This is a genomic window from Bacillus sp. H1a (assembly GCF_000633475.1).
GTDB lineage: Bacteria > Bacillota > Bacilli > Bacillales > Bacillaceae_G > Bacillus_A > Bacillus_A paramycoides.
Genome location: NZ_AYMH01000001.1, coordinates 135985 through 153096 on the forward strand (window position 1 = coordinate 135985; position 17112 = coordinate 153096).

Sequence of the window (17112 nt, forward strand, 5' to 3'; positions counted from 1 at the left end):
ACATCAAAAAAGAGCTATTCTCAAACGATGAGAATAGCTCTTTTTTCTTATGCAACTTTTTCTTTCGAAGTAATTCCACGAATTTCATCAGCAGAACGAATTGGATATTTACGGAACACAATTGATCCGACGTATCCGACAATCGTGGTAACGATTCCGCATAATACGGCAGCAATTGTTACTTTTATAACGTCATTAAATCCGAATAAGACAAGAAGTCCTGGAATTGGTGATGCTGTCCCTGGTGCATTATTAACGAGCTGGAATAGCGACGTAATAATACCGGCAAGCGCGCCGCCAACAAAGTTTGTCATATAGATAGGAATTGGGTTTGCTGAGACAACATCGGCTTGTGTTAAAGGCTCGATTGCGACAGCGATTGTGTCTTTCTTTGAACAAATTTTTAGTCGTTTAAAGAAAATAAAATTCATTGGGGCAGAAGCTGCTACGGCAAGACTACCAATGGCCATTGGTAAACCTGTTAGTCCAAGCATTGCAGTTAGTGCCATAGAACTTAATGGAGATGTAGAAATAACTGTTATTAATCCACCAAGCATAATGCCCATAATAATAGGACTTTCTGTAGTTGCAATTGAAATCATAGAACCGATTTTTCCGAGCGTTGCGTTAACGAGAGGGTCCATAAGCATCGCCATTCCACGTGAAATTGGTGCAGCGATAAATAAGATTGCTAAAAATTCTACACCAGCTGGTAATTTCTTTTCGAGAAATTTCACGACGAATGCACAAACGTATCCAGCGAAAAATCCTGGTAAAATGCCGAATCCACTAGTAGCGATACCGATTAAAACAGCGTATACGGGTGAAACGCCGATTGCCAGCGCTACTAAAATAGCCGCTGCGACACCACTCATACTACCAGAAGCTTCTCCTACCGATTGTAAAAAATCATTATGAAACATTTCCCCACCAATATAACGGTGAAATGCCTCAATAAGAAAGCTCGCGATTGCTGCATTAGCTAAAGCACCCATTGCTTTCATTCCGTAAGGAGCACGGTAACTAAAAAGTGTAAATAGACAAAGTACAACGAGTAATAGTGCTAAACCTTGCAAGATAGCCATTTGAAAACTGTCTCCTTTGATTTTTGTAATAAAAATTTGTATCATTCAATAATAATATAAAAGTTCGTTAAACGGAAAAAAAATTATTGGGAAATTGCCGTAAGGTGAAAGACCCTTACAATAATGTAAGGGAAGTGTAAGACATTTCGATGGAGTATAGTATGCCATTTTTCATATAATACAGGTATAGACATACGGTTAGCGAGAAAGAAGTGCAAACAGGAGGCGCATGTATGAAATTAGTAATTAAAGTTTTAGCTGTATTCGCCATTATTTTAGGTGGTACAGCATATTATTTAAACTCAAAAACAGAAGGTGTGCATGCTTTTGTAGACAACTTCTTTTCAAATAAAGAAATACAAGATTATTATGCAGTTATAGATAAAGGTGAGAAAAAAGGCGATGAATATTTGTATACATTTAATGGATATACAGAAGACGGAAAGCTACAAGTTATTAAAAGAATGGTGAATCGTGAATTGCATACAGGTGCTTTTATAAAAATTTATGCAAAAGGTATGCAAGGAAAAGGGTGGGCTGAAATCCCGAAAGAGTCAATTCCACAAAAAGCACTGCAAAAAATAGAAAAACCATAAAAGGAGCGAATCGTTCGCTCCTTTTTTAGTGCGTTAAAATAGTGATAGATGTATTTTCTTTGTTAGAAATAATTTTTGCATGCCCGCCAATTGGGAAAGTGAAAATTGGAGTTGTATGTCCGAAACTTGCGTTTGCAATGATAGGTAAATGTTTAAGCTCAGGTTTTGAAGCAATCATCTCTTGGATGTCCTCTATCGTACATTCCGCTCCTTTTTGCATCCTTCCTATAACAATGCCCTTTACGTATTCAAAATCAGTTTGCTGCATAAGAGAGTGTAAATATCGATCGAAAGTTTTAAGTGTAGCTTTTCCCGTTAAACTATCTTCTTCAAGAAATAAAACTTTATCTCGTAAGCTTGGCATATATGATGTACCTTGCAATAAATTAAATGTACTCATATTGCCACCAATAATAGTTCCTGTTGCTTCTCCTTCTTGAATCGAAACATATCCTTCATTTTTAATAAACCCTCGATTTTCTTGATCAATATACCAAGAATCATCGCTCCACGTTTCAGCCGGCAGTACTTCAATAGGTTCATGAGAAGTTAAGCAATTTAAAAAGTAATCGGTCGTATAATCGAGTCCTTTCTCCATTCCAAATGAAGAGAAGTGAGGGCCTGAATATGTAACTAAGCCTGTTTTTGCATAAAGAGCATTATTCAAAGCCGTAATATCAGAATAACCACAGAAAAACTTTGGGTTTTCACGAATTAAATCATAATCAAGATGTTTTAATAAACCGTTAGAGTTGTACCCTCCAAGTGTCGTCAAAATTGCTTTTACATTAGGGTCTGAGAATGCTTCATGAAGATCTTGAACTCGCGAAGAAATAGAGGATGAAGAAAAGCGGTCTATCTCATCAGCGTTTTTTGAGAACGTAACGTGAAATCCCATGTCGGTCAATCTTTTCGTAGCAAGCTCTTGGTTGCTGGTGGAGACAATACTTAAACTGCAAGACGGTGAAATAACCCTTATTTCATCACCTTTTTTTAATTTTGTTGGTAACATTAGACTCGCCCCTTAAAATGAAGGAATATTTAGATTTGAAAAACATTTTATCATATGAAATAAAGTGAAGGTGAATTATTTTTTGAAAAGGAGTTTTCCTGATTTTTCAGCAGACAGACAGAGTCTTTTTTTGATATGATAGGAAAAGTGATTTATTATAAGTAGTATTTAATATCTATAACATTTGAAAGGTGTGCAAGACGTGAAGAAACAACTTGCAGGCTTGCCGGTACACGTTCATTTCGTAACAGAAATCCGTGAAGGGGCGAGGAAGGAAACCGTTGCTTTTGAAGCAAATGGTCAATACTATGTAAAAGGTCAAGGTACATATGTAACATTCCAAGAGCCGAACGAACAAGGCGAAGTGAAAACAATTATTAAAATTCAAGATGAACAAGTTCTCATTATGCGTTCAGGTGCTATTTCTATGCGTCAGACGCATGTGAAAGGTGAATGGACAACTGGTACGTATACGAGTGAACTTGGTACGTTTGCATTGCAAACGAAAACTGATAATGTTCTTTTTAAATGGTCGGATGAAAAGAAAAAAGGACAGCTCTTCCTAACGTACGCATTGCTTCTAAGTGAACAAGAAGCTGGCAGATATACAATTACAATTAATTTGAAGGAGGCAAAATAATGAATTCTTTAGAACAAGTAAAAGGATTGATTAAAGAAGAAATTCAAGCTGCTGTATTAAAGGCAGAATTAGCGACAGAAGAACAGATCCCAAACGTCATATTAGAATCTCCAAAAGATAAAACAAATGGTGACTTCTCTACAAATATGGCAATGCAACTTGCACGCGTTGCAAAAAAAGCACCTCGTATGATTGCAGAAGAATTAGTTGCAAACTTCGATAAAGCAAAAGCTTCCATTGAAAAAATTGAAATCGCTGGTCCTGGTTTCATTAACTTCTACATGGATAATAGCTACTTAACAGAATTAATCCCAACAATCGTCAACGCTGGTGAAGCTTACGGTGAAACGAATACTGGTAAAGGTGAAAAAGTACAAATTGAGTTCGTATCTGCAAATCCAACAGGTGACCTTCACTTAGGACATGCACGTGGTGCGGCAGTAGGTGACACTTTATGTAACGTATTAGCAAAAGCAGGATACGATGTATCTCGTGAGTACTACATTAATGATGCTGGTAACCAAATTCATAATTTAGCTCTTTCAGTTGAAGCTCGTTACATGCAAGCTTTAGGTTTAGAGAAAGAAATGCCAGAAGACGGTTACCATGGTGCGGACATCATTGGAATCGGTAAACTTTTAGCAGAAGAGTTTGGCGATCGTTATGCAAAAGCTGATGCTGAAGAAAGCTATGAATTCTACCGTGAATATGGTTTGAAATATGAGTTAGCAAAACTTCAAAAAGACTTAGAAAGCTTCCGTGTTAAATTTGATGTATGGTTCTCAGAAACATCATTATACAAAAACGGAAAAATTGATCAGGCTCTTGCTGTATTAAAAGAGCGTGAAGAAATCTTTGAAGAAGACGGAGCAACTTGGTTCCGTTCAATGACTTACGGTGACGACAAAAACCGTGTATTAATTAAAAACGACGGTTCTTACACATACTTAACGCCAGATATCGCTTACCATCGCGACAAATTAGAGCGTGGTTTCGATAAGCTAATCAATATTTGGGGTGCTGACCACCATGGCTACATTCCTCGTATGAAAGCTGCTATTCAAGCGCTAGGCTACGATAAAGAAACACTGGAAGTAGAAATCATCCAAATGGTACAACTGTACCAAAATGGTGAAAAAATGAAGATGAGTAAGCGTACAGGTAAAGCAGTTACACTTCGCGAGCTTATGGAAGAAGTAGGCGTGGACGCAATGCGTTACTTCTTCGCAATGCGTAGTGGCGATTCTCATTTAGACTTCGATATGGACTTAGCTGTATCAAAATCTAATGAAAACCCAGTATACTATGCACAATATGCTCATGCTCGTGTATGCAGTATCCTTCGTCAAGGTGAAGAGTTAGGATTAGCTACAGGCGGAGACGTGAATTACAAACTTGTTACTTCTGAGAAAGAAGTAGAGTTACTGAAAAAACTTGGTGAATTCCCAGCTGTAGTTGCGGATGCAGCGCAAAAGCGTCTGCCACACCGCATTACAAGTTATGCATTTGAATTAGCAGCAACATTACACAGCTTCTATAATGCAGAAAAAGTATTAAACCAAGATAACTTAGAATTAAGTAAAGCTCGTTACGAATTAATGAAAGCAGTACGCACTACACTTCAAAATGCATTAGCAATCGTAGGAGTATCTGCACCAGAGAAAATGTAATAGACAAAAGAAAAGTACCGAAAAGTCGTATGAGGAGAACCGCACGTACGGCTTGATGAAGGGAAGCTGAAGCAGAAAAAGAGATGGCAAAGCTATCTCTTTTTCTGTTGCAGTTTTTTACTCTAAATATATGTTATGGTGATGAAGTGAAAATAGAAAACTAACAATTAACTATTGATTTTTAGGGGCAATTCTAGAATAATAGGTTGTTGGGAGTGAAATTTCCAAAAATCAGCATATGTATTATTAGTTGGTGGAAAGTTACTGGGAAATGGTGTGATTGTTGTAAAAACCATTGTTACAGCTAGGCCAAATACTAAAATAACGATTCATCTAACCAAGTATTTAAACAATTAGTAATTGATCATGAAAACTTCCAACCTAGTCAAGAAACTAGGGGGTTATGTTTAAAAATAGTACAATTAAAGTTTTCATGATTTGATAAAAATAATGAAAGGATATAAATCTCTCTGTTTTAATATTATCATCATATATAAGCTCATTTTAATTCTTCGACATAGCCATGGAACCCAGTAGGCAAAGTATTTTTTCTCGACACCCATTTATATACTCCAAAAGTGAAAAGGCTGAATTGCGTATTTCTATATGATTTACATGAAATCAGTTGACAATCATACTCTTTTTAGTTACTCCCAAATTCGTTCCACTGTATTTAAATTTGGAGAATATGGCGTTCATCTTGCATAGGCAACTAATACTTCATCCAGAGCATTTTTAATTATATAATGCTGGCGGTGGAACGCTTTTTGTTCTACTTGTTTAGGTGTGTAGGTCGGTTGTGTAACTAAACACAAAACATTTTAACCTATGGCCAATTTCACCTCAACTCATAATGGCAGAAATGCATCTTCAATAACACCTTTTAGAATACGAGTATCCAAGTATGTTTCACAGTTTTAATCTTCTTCGGCTGATATGCTTATAGATTACACTTCTTGTTATTCTTTAGGAGGATAAGTAAGGAAGTTGACCAAATGCATATTTACCGTGAAGTAGCTCTTCCATATTTGTCGGCAATGAAATTTTGTATTTATAGGGCAAACGTTTGCGCTCGGTATGAAGAAATTTTGGAAATCCTACGGCATAATAAGATGAATGACTGTCATGAGTTTTATCGTGAATGCTTTTCGAATTGCCTTCTTCTAGCTTTGAAGTTATTCTGTGGCCCGTTCATGTGTACTTGTAATTTGAATTTCTTTATCAAAATTTTTCCTGTCCTGTATCTGTTTTCGTTAAACGGTATAGGCCAGAAGTAAAATGTCGGAGAAATTAGATGAATCTATATAAGAGTCAAACTTCAAGTTTCTAAATAATAGAAGGGTTGAAAAAAGAGAAAAAGATGATAATAGCTATCAAACACATTTTAGTAAAGTGGCTTAATGACATTGAATAGTAGAATCTTTGTCATAGTATATTTGTCCTAGAATCTAGAAACATTTAATTTTATAGGGAGGATAACAGAAAGCATGTATTTAAAAAGGATAACTTCAATTTTTTCGATTATAATGATTTTTATGTTTACTATAGGCCAGAGTCTTTTACCTATAGTAGCAAATGCACAAGAGCTAAACACAGCAGGACTTGTGGATAGTTTTCAGATTGGTAAAACAAATCTAAGTACCACAGAACGGACTAAAGTAACTGTAAACTTTAGTGAAAAAGATGGACTTAGGCTGAAGCCTGGAGACATACTAACATTAACACTGCCTCCAGAATTAAAAGGATTAGATAGAGAGTTTCCATTAGATGACTATGGTACTTGTAAAGTTACAGGAGGAACTGTGGTATGTACATTTAATGATAAAGTGGATACATATGAAAATATTCAAGGGTATTTAAACTTTTTCGTGGAAGCTACTAATGTAGGAACGGATCAAAAGAAAGAGATTGAAACTAATTTCGGTACAACTGTAGATAAGCAATCTGTAACAATTACCGGTCCAAGTAGTGGTGGTGGCACAGATCCTGGAAAGCCACCGTTTTTTTATAAAACTGGTGATATGAACTCAGGTAAGGACAATGAAGTACGTTGGTTCTTGAATATAAATTTAAATAAAGAAGAGTTAAGTCGTGATATTGTTGTGACTGATAATTTACAGGAAGGTCAAACACTTAATAAGGAGAGTTTCTATATAAGTGTAGATAATTATCTAGGTAATCGATATTTAACGCTACAAGAGTTTGAAAAGCAAGGTTACGGAACGATTACCTTTACTGGTGACAAATCATTTAAAGTTGTGCTTAATAAGGATAAAGCGCGTCTTGCTGCCTTTTCGATTGGTTATACATCTACTATAACGGAAGCCGGAATGAAGCAGGAGTTTTTTAAGAATGATTATACGATTGATTATCAAGTTGCAAATAAAGAGCCAGTTAATGAATCGGGCAGTTACCCAGTCGAAAATATGACAGTTGGCGGTGGCGCTACCGGTAACAAGGTTCCAAAAGGAAAGCTGAAAATTGTTAAACATATTGAAGGAAATAAAGAAAAAGTAATCCCGAATGTTTCATTTAAATTGTATAAAGAGTCTGGTGAACAAGTTGGGGGCGAATATAAAACAAATGAAAACGGGATAGTTGAAACTCCTCAATTATCACCAGGTAAATATTATGTACAAGAGGTTTCAGCTCCAGACTATATTGATTTCGATCGTCAGAAAAAAGTAGAGTTTGAAATAAAATCAGATGCTGAAAATGGAGTCGAACTGGATATTCCAAATAAAGTGAAAACTACATCTGTTTCAGGGACGAAGACTTGGAAGGATGGAGACGGAGCAGGTCGTCCAGAAAAGATCAAAGTCGACTTATACCAAAATGGAACAGTGATTCAAACAAAAGAAGTAACAGCAGCAAACAATTGGAAATATGAATTCAAAGATTTAGTGGTATACGATGAAAATGGAAAAGCATACAAGTATGAAGTGAAAGAACAACCGATAGATGGATACACAACAGAAGTAAATGGTTATGACATTACAAATACAAAAGTGGTACAAACAACCAAAGTAGAAGGAACGAAAACATGGAAGGACGGAAATGCGGAAGGTCGTCCGACGATGATTAAAGTAGACTTACTACAAAACGGTACAGTGATTGCGACGCAAGAAGTAAGCGAAGCAACAGGCTGGAAATATGAATTTAAAGATTTGGCGATAAACGATGCAGACGGAAAAGCATATAAGTATGAAGTGAAAGAACAAGCAGTAGACGGATACGAATCCAAAGTCAATGGTTATGACATCACGAATACAAAAGTAGGCAAGACATCAGTTGCAGGAACGAAGACGTGGAAAGGTGGCACAGAGGAAGAGCATAAAGCCATCAAAGTAGACTTACTACAAAACGGTACAGTGATTGCGACACAAGAAGTAAGCAAAGAAACAGGTTGGAAGTATGAATTTAAAGATTTAGTGGTATACGATGAAAATGGAAAAGCATACAAGTATGAAGTGAAAGAACAACCGGTAGATGGATACGAATCCAAAGTCAATGGTTATGACATCACGAATACAAAAGTAGGTAAGACATCAGTTGCAGGAACGAAGACGTGGAACGATAATAATGCGTCAGATCGTCCGAAAACGATCAAAGTCGATTTAGTACAAAAAGATAACTCACAAGCACAAAAAGAAACAGTGATTGCGACGCAAGAAGTAAGTGAAGCAACAGGCTGGAAGTATGAGTTTAAAGATTTAGCAGCGTATGATGCAAACGGAGTAGCGTACAAGTATGAAGTGAAAGAACAAGCAGTACCAGGATACAAATCCGAAGTAAATGGTTATGACATCACAAATACAAAAGTAGGCGAAACAAAAGTAGAAGGAACGAAGACATGGAAAGACGGAAATGCAACAGACCGTCCGACAATGATCAAAGTAGACCTTTTACAAAATGGTAAAGTAGTAGACACAAAAGAAGTAACAGCAGCAACAGAATGGAAGTACACATTCGAAAACCTCCAAGCATATGATGCAAACGGAGCAGCGTACAAGTATGAAGTGAAAGAACAAGCAGTACCAGGATATGAATCCAAAGTAAATGGTTATGACATCACAAATACAAAAGTAGGTCAAACAAAAGTAGAAGGAACGAAAATATGGAAAGATGATAATGCGAAAGATCGTCCGGAAATGATTAAAGTAGACCTACTACAAAATGGTACAGTGATTGCGACGCAAGAAGTAAGCAAAGCAACGGGCTGGAAATATGAATTCAAAGATTTAGCAGCATATGATGCAGAAGGTAAGGCATACAAGTATGAAGTGAAAGAACAACCAATCGACGGATACAAATCCGAAGTGAAAGGTTATGACATCACAAATACAAAAGTAGGCGAAACAAAAGTAGAAGGAACGAAGACATGGAATGACGGAAATGCAACAGATCGTCCGGAAATGATTAAAGTAGACTTACTAAAAAACGGTAAAGTAGTAGATACAAAAGAAGTAACAGCAGAAACAAATTGGAAGTACACGTTTGAAAAACTGCAAGCGTACGATACAAACGGAGTAGCATACAAGTATGAAGTGAAAGAACAACCAGTAGCTGGATATGAATCAAAAGTAAACGGTTATGACATCACGAATACAAAAGTGGGCGAAACGAAAGTAGAAGGAACAAAGGCTTGGAACGATAACAACGCAACAGATCGCCCAAGCACAATCAAAGTAGACTTACTACAAAACGGTCAAGTAATTGACACGAAAGAAGTAAGTAAAGCAACAAACTGGAAGTACACGTTTGAAAAACTACAAGTATATGATGCAAACGGAGTAGCATACAAGTATGAAGTGAAAGAACAACCAGTAGCTGGATACAAATCCGAAGTAAATGGTTATGACATCACAAATACAAAAATCAAGGACGAACCAAATGTAGATCCAAAAGATCCAAGTACAGATCCAAAAGATCCAAGTACAGATCCAAAAGATCCAAGTACAGATCCAAAAGATCCAAGCACAGATCCAAAAGATCCAAACACAAATACAGACAAAAATAGCGATTCAAAAGTTCCACCTACTACAGAAAATGATAAGCCAACATTACTTCCTAACACAGGAGGGAAATCAGCAGAAATGATTTCAATCCTTGGAGGTATGGTATTGTTCCTTCTAGGTGGAGTCCTATTCGCTCGTCAACGAATAAAATAATAAAAAAGCTTTAGATTATTGATTACACTGTAATCTGAGTAGCAGACGAATTAAAGAATTACTATTGATATTACGCCCTTTAGGAAAGTATTCAAAAAACTTCACGATAAAGTGAAGGGAAGAATGCAACCTGAAGGGTTTTTTTATAGAAAAAAGAGAACAGTTTCAAGTTGGATTCAATCGGTGGCCCAGTAATATGGTCAGCTTTCATAGAGATAAGCGGCTCTAAAGCGATAACAAAAACCGTCTTTAAGAAGCGTATTATCCATTGGACCATAAGCTTAGAGCGTGGTATCTCATGTAATTTAAGGTCAATGCCATGTTCTATTAAGTTTTGGATGAATGCATAGCCATTTTTATGGCTAATTTAGAAATAGTATTTTGTAAAGCTTTGTTCTTGAGTAGCTGCAGTAGCGTTTATTTCAGGAATAAAAGCATTAGTTCCTGAAATTCAAGTTAAAGTTAACACAACTGCAAGGATAATTTTTTCATAATTGAAAAACCTCTTATTAGATGTAATCAATATTATTACAATTTTTATTCTACATGGTAATGCTATGCAATAAATATATTTTTTATTTATATATTAAGATTTTAATTATACACGATAATACCATGTAATAAATATGCTTTTATGCATATTTATTTTTTCTCAATAAACAGCCACCGATTAATCGGTGGCTTGAAATAGTATTAAGCGGCTTTTCGTTCTGTTTTCACGGTAGATTGAAGGCTATTATAGACGCCTGTGCCAATGACCTCTAATGCCATTTTCATACGTTCTAGCGAAATATTTTCTAATACGTTATCTTGAGGTGTGTGATATACCTTTTCAATGTGATAGATTAATGGATCCCAACTATCGACGCCCATCCAAATAAATAGTGCAGAAGGAATATCAACTTCAGCAAATGGTACGTGATCACTAGAGCCAAATCTTCCTTGAAGAACGAGATCATTATTTAATTGTTTACCTGCTTGTAATGCTGCATCTGTTACAAAGTTCGTGGAACCGTCAGGAGTCATAGCGTATAAATTCTTTGCTTTATCATAATTTGTTGCAACCATATCAGCGTTGAAGACACCTAAAATACGATTACGTTCTTTTTGTGATAAGTTTTCTACGTAATATTCAGAGCCGAGTAAACCGGTTTCTTCAGAACCAAAAGCGATAAAGCGGACTTCTTTATCAGTTTCTACATTTTGAAAAGCACGAGCTAGTTCTAATATTAATCCTGTACCAGAAGCGTTATCATTCGCTCCAGGTGCTCCAACGACACTATCATAGTGTGAACTTACAACGACAGCTTTTTCATTACCTGTACTATTTTTTGGTTTCTTTTTAGCAATAACATTTAGAGATGTTAAATTAGATTCATGTCTTGCTTTTAGGGAAAGAATTGTTGTCCCTTTTTTTGCGATTTCTTCTTTAAATGCATTTCCTTGAGCATAAGCAAGACCAAAGACAGGGACAGACTGTTTTTTAGTTAAGTAAGGATTGAAGGTTTGGCCGTAGTTTCCACGACCTCCAATTAAACTGTATAAAAGAACACCTTTTGCTCCTTTGCTAACAGCATTTTCAACTTGCTTATTATAATCTGCTGCTGTTGCACCTCTTTCGAATAAAACAATTTTTCCGTTTACCTCACTTGGAATATCATCCAATTTTGTTCCACCTTGAACAAAGATAAGAGGGGCTGTAACAGCTTCTGTAGAAATTAGTGCATTGGGAGCAGCGCCAGCTTGCCAATTACGTTTTGTGGATAATGGTGATTCGATAAAGCCAACGTATTGATCCGGTACTTGAAAGGGCTGATATTCTACTTCATATCCCATTGATTTAAGTTGCATACCAACGTAGCGAGAGGCCCACTCTTCTGATTTAGTACCACCTGGACGGGGACCGATTGTTTCGGATAAGAAACGGATATGTTCGATGGCGCGGCTTGCATCAACTTGTTTTGTAATAGGTGGGGTCTGTGTAATTTCTGACGTGGAATCAGCTTTTGCTTGTCCGATTGGAGCTAAGCTAACGGCGAGTGATACAGCAAGCAAGGAGCTTACTATTTTTTGTTTCAGCGATTTTCTCATTTTTTTCTCTCCCATTCTTCTATTCTCTCTGACTGACAAAAGAAGACGGATAACGACTTTATTTTATCTTTTCATATCTGAATTTTCAATATTTGGAAGTTGAGAAATAAAAATGCTATATGCATATTTACATATTTTTAGCGGAGATATGTATGCTATCATTCTAAATGAAGGATTGCTTTCTATTCTGAAGGCTCCTACATTGCATGAATCTAGTGTACCCAAACTTTAGATTATGTAGGGAAAAGGGATCCATTATAGGATTTCTTTTCTCATGTTTGAATCATGTGATGGTAACTATGTTTCCGCATTTCATAATTATCATCAGTGATATATGTAAGGCATCCATATGAAAATACGAGGCTGTTCAAAGGTTTTCCGTACTTTTGGACAGCCTCACCCCGTTAAAAAGGTGATACTTTGATGCATCACCTTTTTATTTATATAAGCTTTTACATACCTAAAAATAATAAAAAAACAGCCGATTAGTAGAAGGAATCTACAAAACGGCTGTTTTTTATTATATTTCTGTTAAGATAATCGGTTCACCACGTGTCACAACGACTGTATGTTCACATTGTGCAACAAGGCTTTTGTCCGGTGTAACGAACGTCCAGCCGTCATCACCGCGTTCGATAATATGATCAGCTTTCATAGAGATGAATGGCTCTACAGCGATAACAAGGCCGTCTTTTAGAAGAGCATTATCCATTGGATCATAGTAGCTTAAAATGTGGTTCGGAGCTTCGTGTAAGCTAAGACCAATACCGTGACCAGTTAAGTTTTGAATAACGTTATATCCACTTTTATGTGCAAAATTAGAAACAGCACGACCAATTTGATTTTGTTTTGATCCAGCCTTTACTTTTTTCATTGCTTCCCAAAATGCATCTACCGCAGCTTGGCATAGCTTTTCTTTTTCTTCGTCTTCACCAAGAACAAATGAAATACCTGTATCAGCATAATAACCGTCAAGTGCTGCTGATACGTCTACGTTTACTAAATCGCCTTCTTTTAATACGCGATCTCCTGGAATACCGTGAGCAACTTCTTCGTTTACACTAATGCAAGTTACGCCTGGGAATTTATATTCTTTTTCAGGTGCTGACATAGCACCATGCTCATCTAATACCTTTTTACCAATTAAATCTAGCTCTTTCGTTGTCATACCTGGCTTCGCTTGTTTTTTCATTTCTTCGCGTGCAAGTGCAACGATGCGGCCGATTTTTCGTAAACCTTCTAAATCTTGTTCATTACGAATAATCATGAAAACCACTGTCCTTCCTCGAATATATATCTTATCCGATTGTATCATGTTTATTTTGCTCCTGCTACTCGCGTGCGGTATGCGGGTTGATTCTGCTCATAAATAATACATGACAATTGTCATATGGATGTCATGACGCATCATACTGTTTCCTAACTTTTCCAACGCATACAATGTAAATATAAGAAACGGCGGGGGTGGAGAGATGGAAAAGATTATTGAAGTAAATGGTGTTTCTAAAACATTTAAACATAAAAACGCAGTAAATAATGTTTCGTTTCATGTGAATAAAGGGGAAATAGTAGCATTACTTGGACCGAATGGCGCAGGGAAAACAACGACGATATCGATGATGCTTGGATTAAAAGATCCAACGGAAGGAACGGTTTCTATATTTGGAAAGAGCCCAAAGCATAGAGATGTTCGTAATAGCCTCGGCGCGATGCTACAAGAAGTGAGTGTAATTGATAGCATTACAGTGGAAGAGGCAATTGAGTTATTCCGTAGTTATTATACGAATCCAGTAGCGAAAGAAACATTACTGCACTTATCAAATTTAGAATCAGAGCGAAAGCAAAGATGTGAAAAGCTATCAGGCGGTCAAAAGAGAAGATTGAATTTTGCACTCGCACTTGCTGGTAATCCAGATTTGTTATTTTTAGATGAACCAACTGTAGGGATGGACATTACGTCTCGAAAAACGTTTTGGGAAATGATTAGAAAATTAGCAAGTGAAGGGAAAACGATTATTTTAACGACGCACTATTTAGAAGAGGCAGATGCTTTAGCAGATCGAATTTTATTATTTGCGAATGGAAAAATCATTGCAGATGGTACACCTGACGAAATGAAAGCGACGATCTCCCGAAAAACAATTTCATTTTATTCGAAAGAAAATATTCCTACAAGCTTGCTAAAGGAATTACCGAATGTAACAGAAGTACAGTCAAATGAAGGTCACTTCACTTTAACAACTGAAGATACGGATGCAACTTTAAAAGCAATTTATCAAAGAAATTTACCTGTAACAGACGTTTCAGTGGAACGTGGAAGTCTCGATGAAGCATTTGAACAGTTTGTCGCAAATCAGAAGGGGGAAATCGCATGAAAGCTTTATGGATGCAGTGCAAAATAGAGATTTTACGTACGTTTCGCAATAAATTATTTATCTTTTTCTCATTATTAATGCCAGTTATGTTTTATTACATCTTTACAAATGTAGTTCAAGTGCCACAGAACGGAGAAGCTTGGAAAGCACATTATTTAATTTCAATGGCAACTTTCAGTATTGTAGGGACTGCACTTTTTAGTTTCGGTGTGAGACTTTCTCAGGAAAAAGGGCAAGGGTGGACACATCTTTTAAAAATCACACCACTTCCAGAGGGTGCGTATATAACAGCTAAAATTATTGCTCAAACAGTAGTGAATGCTTTTTCAATCTTAGTTATTTTTATGGCAGGAATATTAATTAATAATGTGCAGTTAACAGTAGGACAATGGATCGGTGCTGGGTTATGGTTATTATTAGGCGTGACACCATTTTTAGCGCTCGGAACAGTAATAGGTTCAATTAAGAAGGCAGATGCAGCTGCTGGTCTAGCGAATATTTTAAATATGTGCTTAGCAATTCTTGGTGGCCTATGGATGCCAATTGAAATATTTCCAAGAATATTACGATCTATCGGTGAATGGACACCAACATATCATTTCGGAAGCGGTGCATGGGATATTGTAGCTGGAAAATCAATTGGTTGGGAAAACATTGCGGTACTAGGAGGTTATTTCCTTATATTTGTTGTAGTATCAATATATATAAGAAAAAGACAGGAAGCGGTATAAATGATAGAGAAGAAGAGGATTGAGATTTTTCCGAAACATATGGGGTTCTTCCCGTATATGTGGCTCGTGTATTTATTATTTCCAATTTACCACTTAGCACAAGCTTCAGGATGGAAGCTTGTAATAGGGAGCGGTATGTTGATAGTTTTTATTGTCGCATACCGTCAGCTATATTTTGTTCAGAAGACGTTCATTTTATGGGCATGCATTCAAATGTTACTAACTTTTTTATTTGCTGTATTTTATAATCCTTTCATGATTTTCTTTGGATTTTTTACGGCAAGTGCGATGGGATTTGCACCAAGTAAAAAAATATTTCGGGTGTTGTTGGGCCTATTAATTGTAATGTTGGGAGCTTTTATATTTGTAAACGTTAATCAACTAACAACTACAAGTTTAGTGAATATCGTTCCGATGTTCATATTAATGCTTCTTACACCATTCGGAATGCGTAATTTTAATCAAAAAAAGATGTTGAAAAATCAATTAAACGAGGCAAACGAGCAAATTAAAGACTTAGTAAAACGTGAAGAGCGTCAGCGAATTGCAAGAGACCTTCATGACACGCTAGGGCATACGTTATCTCTCATTACTTTAAAAAGTCAGCTCGTGGAGAAGTTGATTGTGAAAAACCCGGAGCGTGCAAGTATAGAAGCGAAGGAGATTACACAAACGTCTCGTACAGCTTTAAAACAGCTGAGAGAATTAATTTCTGATATGCATATGATTACAGTAGAAGAAGAGTTGGAGCAAATAAAAGCGATCTTACAAGCGGCTAATATTGAATTAGAAGTGAAGCAAGAAGCTAATTCTAGTTCGTTATCACCAATTGAACAAAATATTGTAGGAATGTGTTTACGTGAGGCAGTGACGAATGTTGTAAAACATAGTAAAGCGACGCGGTGTACAGTCTCTGTATTAGAATCGCAAGGTGAGCTGATTTTGAAAGTAGAAGACAACGGTATCGGTTTAGCGGATCAAAACCATGATGGAAATGGTATCCGCGGTATGAAAGAGCGAATTGCTCTTATTGATGGATTCGTTGAACTAGATACGATAAATTCAGGGACATTGTTAACAGTGAAAGTTCCAATTGTAATTAGAACGGGAAAAGATGAGGTGAGGGCATGATTCGAATTATTATTGCAGAAGATCAACGGATGCTTCGTGGCGCATTAGGAGCCCTACTTGATCTAGAAGATGATATTGAAGTTGTTGGGCAAGCAGCGAATGGGGAAGAGGCGTTAAAATTAATCGAATCGCTAAAGCCTGATATAAGTATTATGGATATTGAAATGCCGATTCAAAGTGGTTTAGATGTTGCTGAAACGTTGGAGAAGGAGAAATCATCTTGTAAAGTAATGATTTTAACGACATTTGCGCGTCCCGGTTATTTTGAAAGAGCGATCAAAGCTGGTGTACACGGATATTTATTGAAGGATAGTCCGAGTGAAGATTTAGCCTCAGCAATTCGAAATGTCATGAAAGGGAAGCGAGAGATTTCGCAGGAGCTAATGTTTGGGTTATGGCAGGAGCAAAATCCGCTATCAGATCGTGAAAAAGAAGTACTTTTACTTGCGAAAGAAGGAAAGACGGCAAATGAAATTGCGAAGGCACTTTATCTTTCACCTGGTACAGTGCGTAATTACATTTCTGAAGTATTAGCGAAGCTCGATGCGAAAAATAGGATTGAGGCAATTACAATTGCAGAAGAGAAGGGCTGGATATAAAAAAGAAGTTT

12 protein-coding genes and 1 pseudogene are annotated in these 17112 nt (G+C 36.6%); 8 read left to right on the forward strand and 5 right to left on the reverse strand.

Annotated features, from left to right (window positions below):
- Positions 1 to 47: 47 nt before the first annotated feature.
- A complete protein-coding gene (locus U860_RS0100655; RefSeq protein ID WP_025147018.1) occupies positions 48 to 1085 on the reverse strand; it encodes a PTS sugar transporter subunit IIC in 1038 nt (345 codons plus the stop codon).
- Positions 1086 to 1318: 233 nt separating this feature from the next.
- Between U860_RS0100655 and U860_RS0100660 the strand changes: the two genes are divergently transcribed.
- Positions 1319 to 1681 (forward strand): YxeA family protein, encoded by a 363-nt coding sequence (locus tag U860_RS0100660; RefSeq protein WP_002174401.1) that lies wholly within the window; start codon positions 1319 to 1321, stop codon positions 1679 to 1681.
- A 25-nt stretch (positions 1682 to 1706) separates the two neighbouring features.
- Here the strand turns inward: U860_RS0100660 and U860_RS0100665 are convergent, their stop codons facing one another.
- Positions 1707 to 2693 (reverse strand): S66 peptidase family protein, encoded by a 987-nt coding sequence (locus U860_RS0100665; RefSeq protein WP_025147019.1) that lies wholly within the window; start codon positions 2691 to 2693, stop codon positions 1707 to 1709.
- 202 nt (positions 2694 to 2895) lie between these two features.
- On the opposite strand from U860_RS0100665, the gene U860_RS0100670 reads away from it, so the two are divergent.
- The 3 genes from U860_RS0100670 to U860_RS32540 all read left to right on the forward strand — a co-directional run bounded on the left by U860_RS0100670 (position 2896) and on the right by U860_RS32540 (position 10174).
- The gene (locus U860_RS0100670) at positions 2896 to 3333 is read left to right on the forward strand and encodes a DUF1934 domain-containing protein (RefSeq protein WP_000744343.1); all 438 of its coding nucleotides are present in this window, start codon (positions 2896 to 2898) and stop codon (positions 3331 to 3333) included.
- The gene (argS, locus tag U860_RS0100675; RefSeq protein ID WP_025147020.1) at positions 3333 to 5003 is read left to right on the forward strand and encodes an arginine--tRNA ligase; all 1671 of its coding nucleotides are present in this window, start codon (positions 3333 to 3335) and stop codon (positions 5001 to 5003) included. Before U860_RS0100670 ends, argS begins: the two co-directional genes overlap by 1 nt.
- Before the next feature lie 1487 nt (positions 5004 to 6490).
- Positions 6491 to 10174, forward strand: coding sequence for a Cna B-type domain-containing protein (locus tag U860_RS32540; protein WP_162790985.1), 3684 nt, complete (start codon positions 6491 to 6493; stop codon positions 10172 to 10174).
- A 193-nt stretch (positions 10175 to 10367) separates the two neighbouring features.
- On the opposite strand, the pseudogene U860_RS36200 reads toward U860_RS32540, so the two are convergent.
- The 3 genes and pseudogenes from U860_RS36200 to map form a co-directional block, all read right to left on the reverse strand.
- Positions 10368 to 10538, reverse strand: a pseudogene (locus U860_RS36200) (M24 family metallopeptidase); the annotation flags it as partial.
- A 329-nt stretch (positions 10539 to 10867) separates the two neighbouring features.
- Positions 10868 to 12265, reverse strand: a complete 1398-nt coding sequence (locus U860_RS0100690; protein WP_025147021.1) for a M28 family metallopeptidase — start codon at positions 12263 to 12265, stop codon at positions 10868 to 10870.
- A 520-nt stretch (positions 12266 to 12785) separates the two neighbouring features.
- Positions 12786 to 13580, reverse strand: a complete 795-nt coding sequence (gene map, locus U860_RS0100695; RefSeq protein WP_025147022.1) for a type I methionyl aminopeptidase — start codon at positions 13578 to 13580, stop codon at positions 12786 to 12788.
- 157 nt (positions 13581 to 13737) lie between these two features.
- On the opposite strand from map, the gene U860_RS0100700 reads away from it, so the two are divergent.
- Genes U860_RS0100700 through U860_RS0100715 form a run of 4 tightly spaced genes read left to right on the forward strand, consistent with a single transcriptional unit; the run spans position 13738 to position 17101 of the window.
- Positions 13738 to 14640, forward strand: a complete 903-nt coding sequence (locus U860_RS0100700; RefSeq protein WP_025147023.1) for an ABC transporter ATP-binding protein — start codon at positions 13738 to 13740, stop codon at positions 14638 to 14640.
- Entirely contained in the window at positions 14637 to 15371 is a 735-nt protein-coding gene (locus tag U860_RS0100705; protein ID WP_002174390.1) for an ABC transporter permease, read from the forward strand. Before U860_RS0100700 ends, U860_RS0100705 begins: the two co-directional genes overlap by 4 nt.
- On the forward strand, positions 15372 to 16502 hold the full coding sequence (locus U860_RS0100710; protein WP_025147024.1) for a sensor histidine kinase: 1131 nt from the start codon (positions 15372 to 15374) through the stop codon (positions 16500 to 16502). It abuts the gene before it with no gap.
- Positions 16499 to 17101 (forward strand): response regulator transcription factor, encoded by a 603-nt coding sequence (locus U860_RS0100715; protein ID WP_025147025.1) that lies wholly within the window; start codon positions 16499 to 16501, stop codon positions 17099 to 17101. Before U860_RS0100710 ends, U860_RS0100715 begins: the two co-directional genes overlap by 4 nt.
- Positions 17102 to 17112 lie beyond the last annotated feature (11 nt).

Excerpts from the sequence above, each read along its gene's own strand:
- U860_RS0100705 (WP_002174390.1), top strand. The coding sequence starts at position 14,637 with ATGAAAGCTTTATGGATGCAGTGCAAAATAGAGATTTTACGTACGTTT.
- U860_RS32540 (WP_162790985.1), top strand. The coding sequence starts at position 6,491 with ATGTATTTAAAAAGGATAACTTCAATTTTTTCGATTATAATGATTTTT.
- U860_RS0100665 (WP_025147019.1), bottom strand. The coding sequence starts at position 2,693 with ATGTTACCAACAAAATTAAAAAAAGGTGATGAAATAAGGGTTATTTCA.
- U860_RS0100660 (WP_002174401.1), top strand. The coding sequence starts at position 1,319 with ATGAAATTAGTAATTAAAGTTTTAGCTGTATTCGCCATTATTTTAGGT.
- U860_RS0100710 (WP_025147024.1), top strand. The coding sequence starts at position 15,372 with ATGATAGAGAAGAAGAGGATTGAGATTTTTCCGAAACATATGGGGTTC.
- map (WP_025147022.1), bottom strand. The coding sequence starts at position 13,580 with ATGATACAATCGGATAAGATATATATTCGAGGAAGGACAGTGGTTTTC.
- U860_RS0100700 (WP_025147023.1), top strand. The coding sequence starts at position 13,738 with ATGGAAAAGATTATTGAAGTAAATGGTGTTTCTAAAACATTTAAACAT.
- U860_RS0100690 (WP_025147021.1), bottom strand. The coding sequence starts at position 12,265 with ATGAGAAAATCGCTGAAACAAAAAATAGTAAGCTCCTTGCTTGCTGTA.
- U860_RS0100655 (WP_025147018.1), bottom strand. The coding sequence starts at position 1,085 with ATGGCTATCTTGCAAGGTTTAGCACTATTACTCGTTGTACTTTGTCTA.
- argS (WP_025147020.1), top strand. The coding sequence starts at position 3,333 with ATGAATTCTTTAGAACAAGTAAAAGGATTGATTAAAGAAGAAATTCAA.
- U860_RS0100715 (WP_025147025.1), top strand. The coding sequence starts at position 16,499 with ATGATTCGAATTATTATTGCAGAAGATCAACGGATGCTTCGTGGCGCA.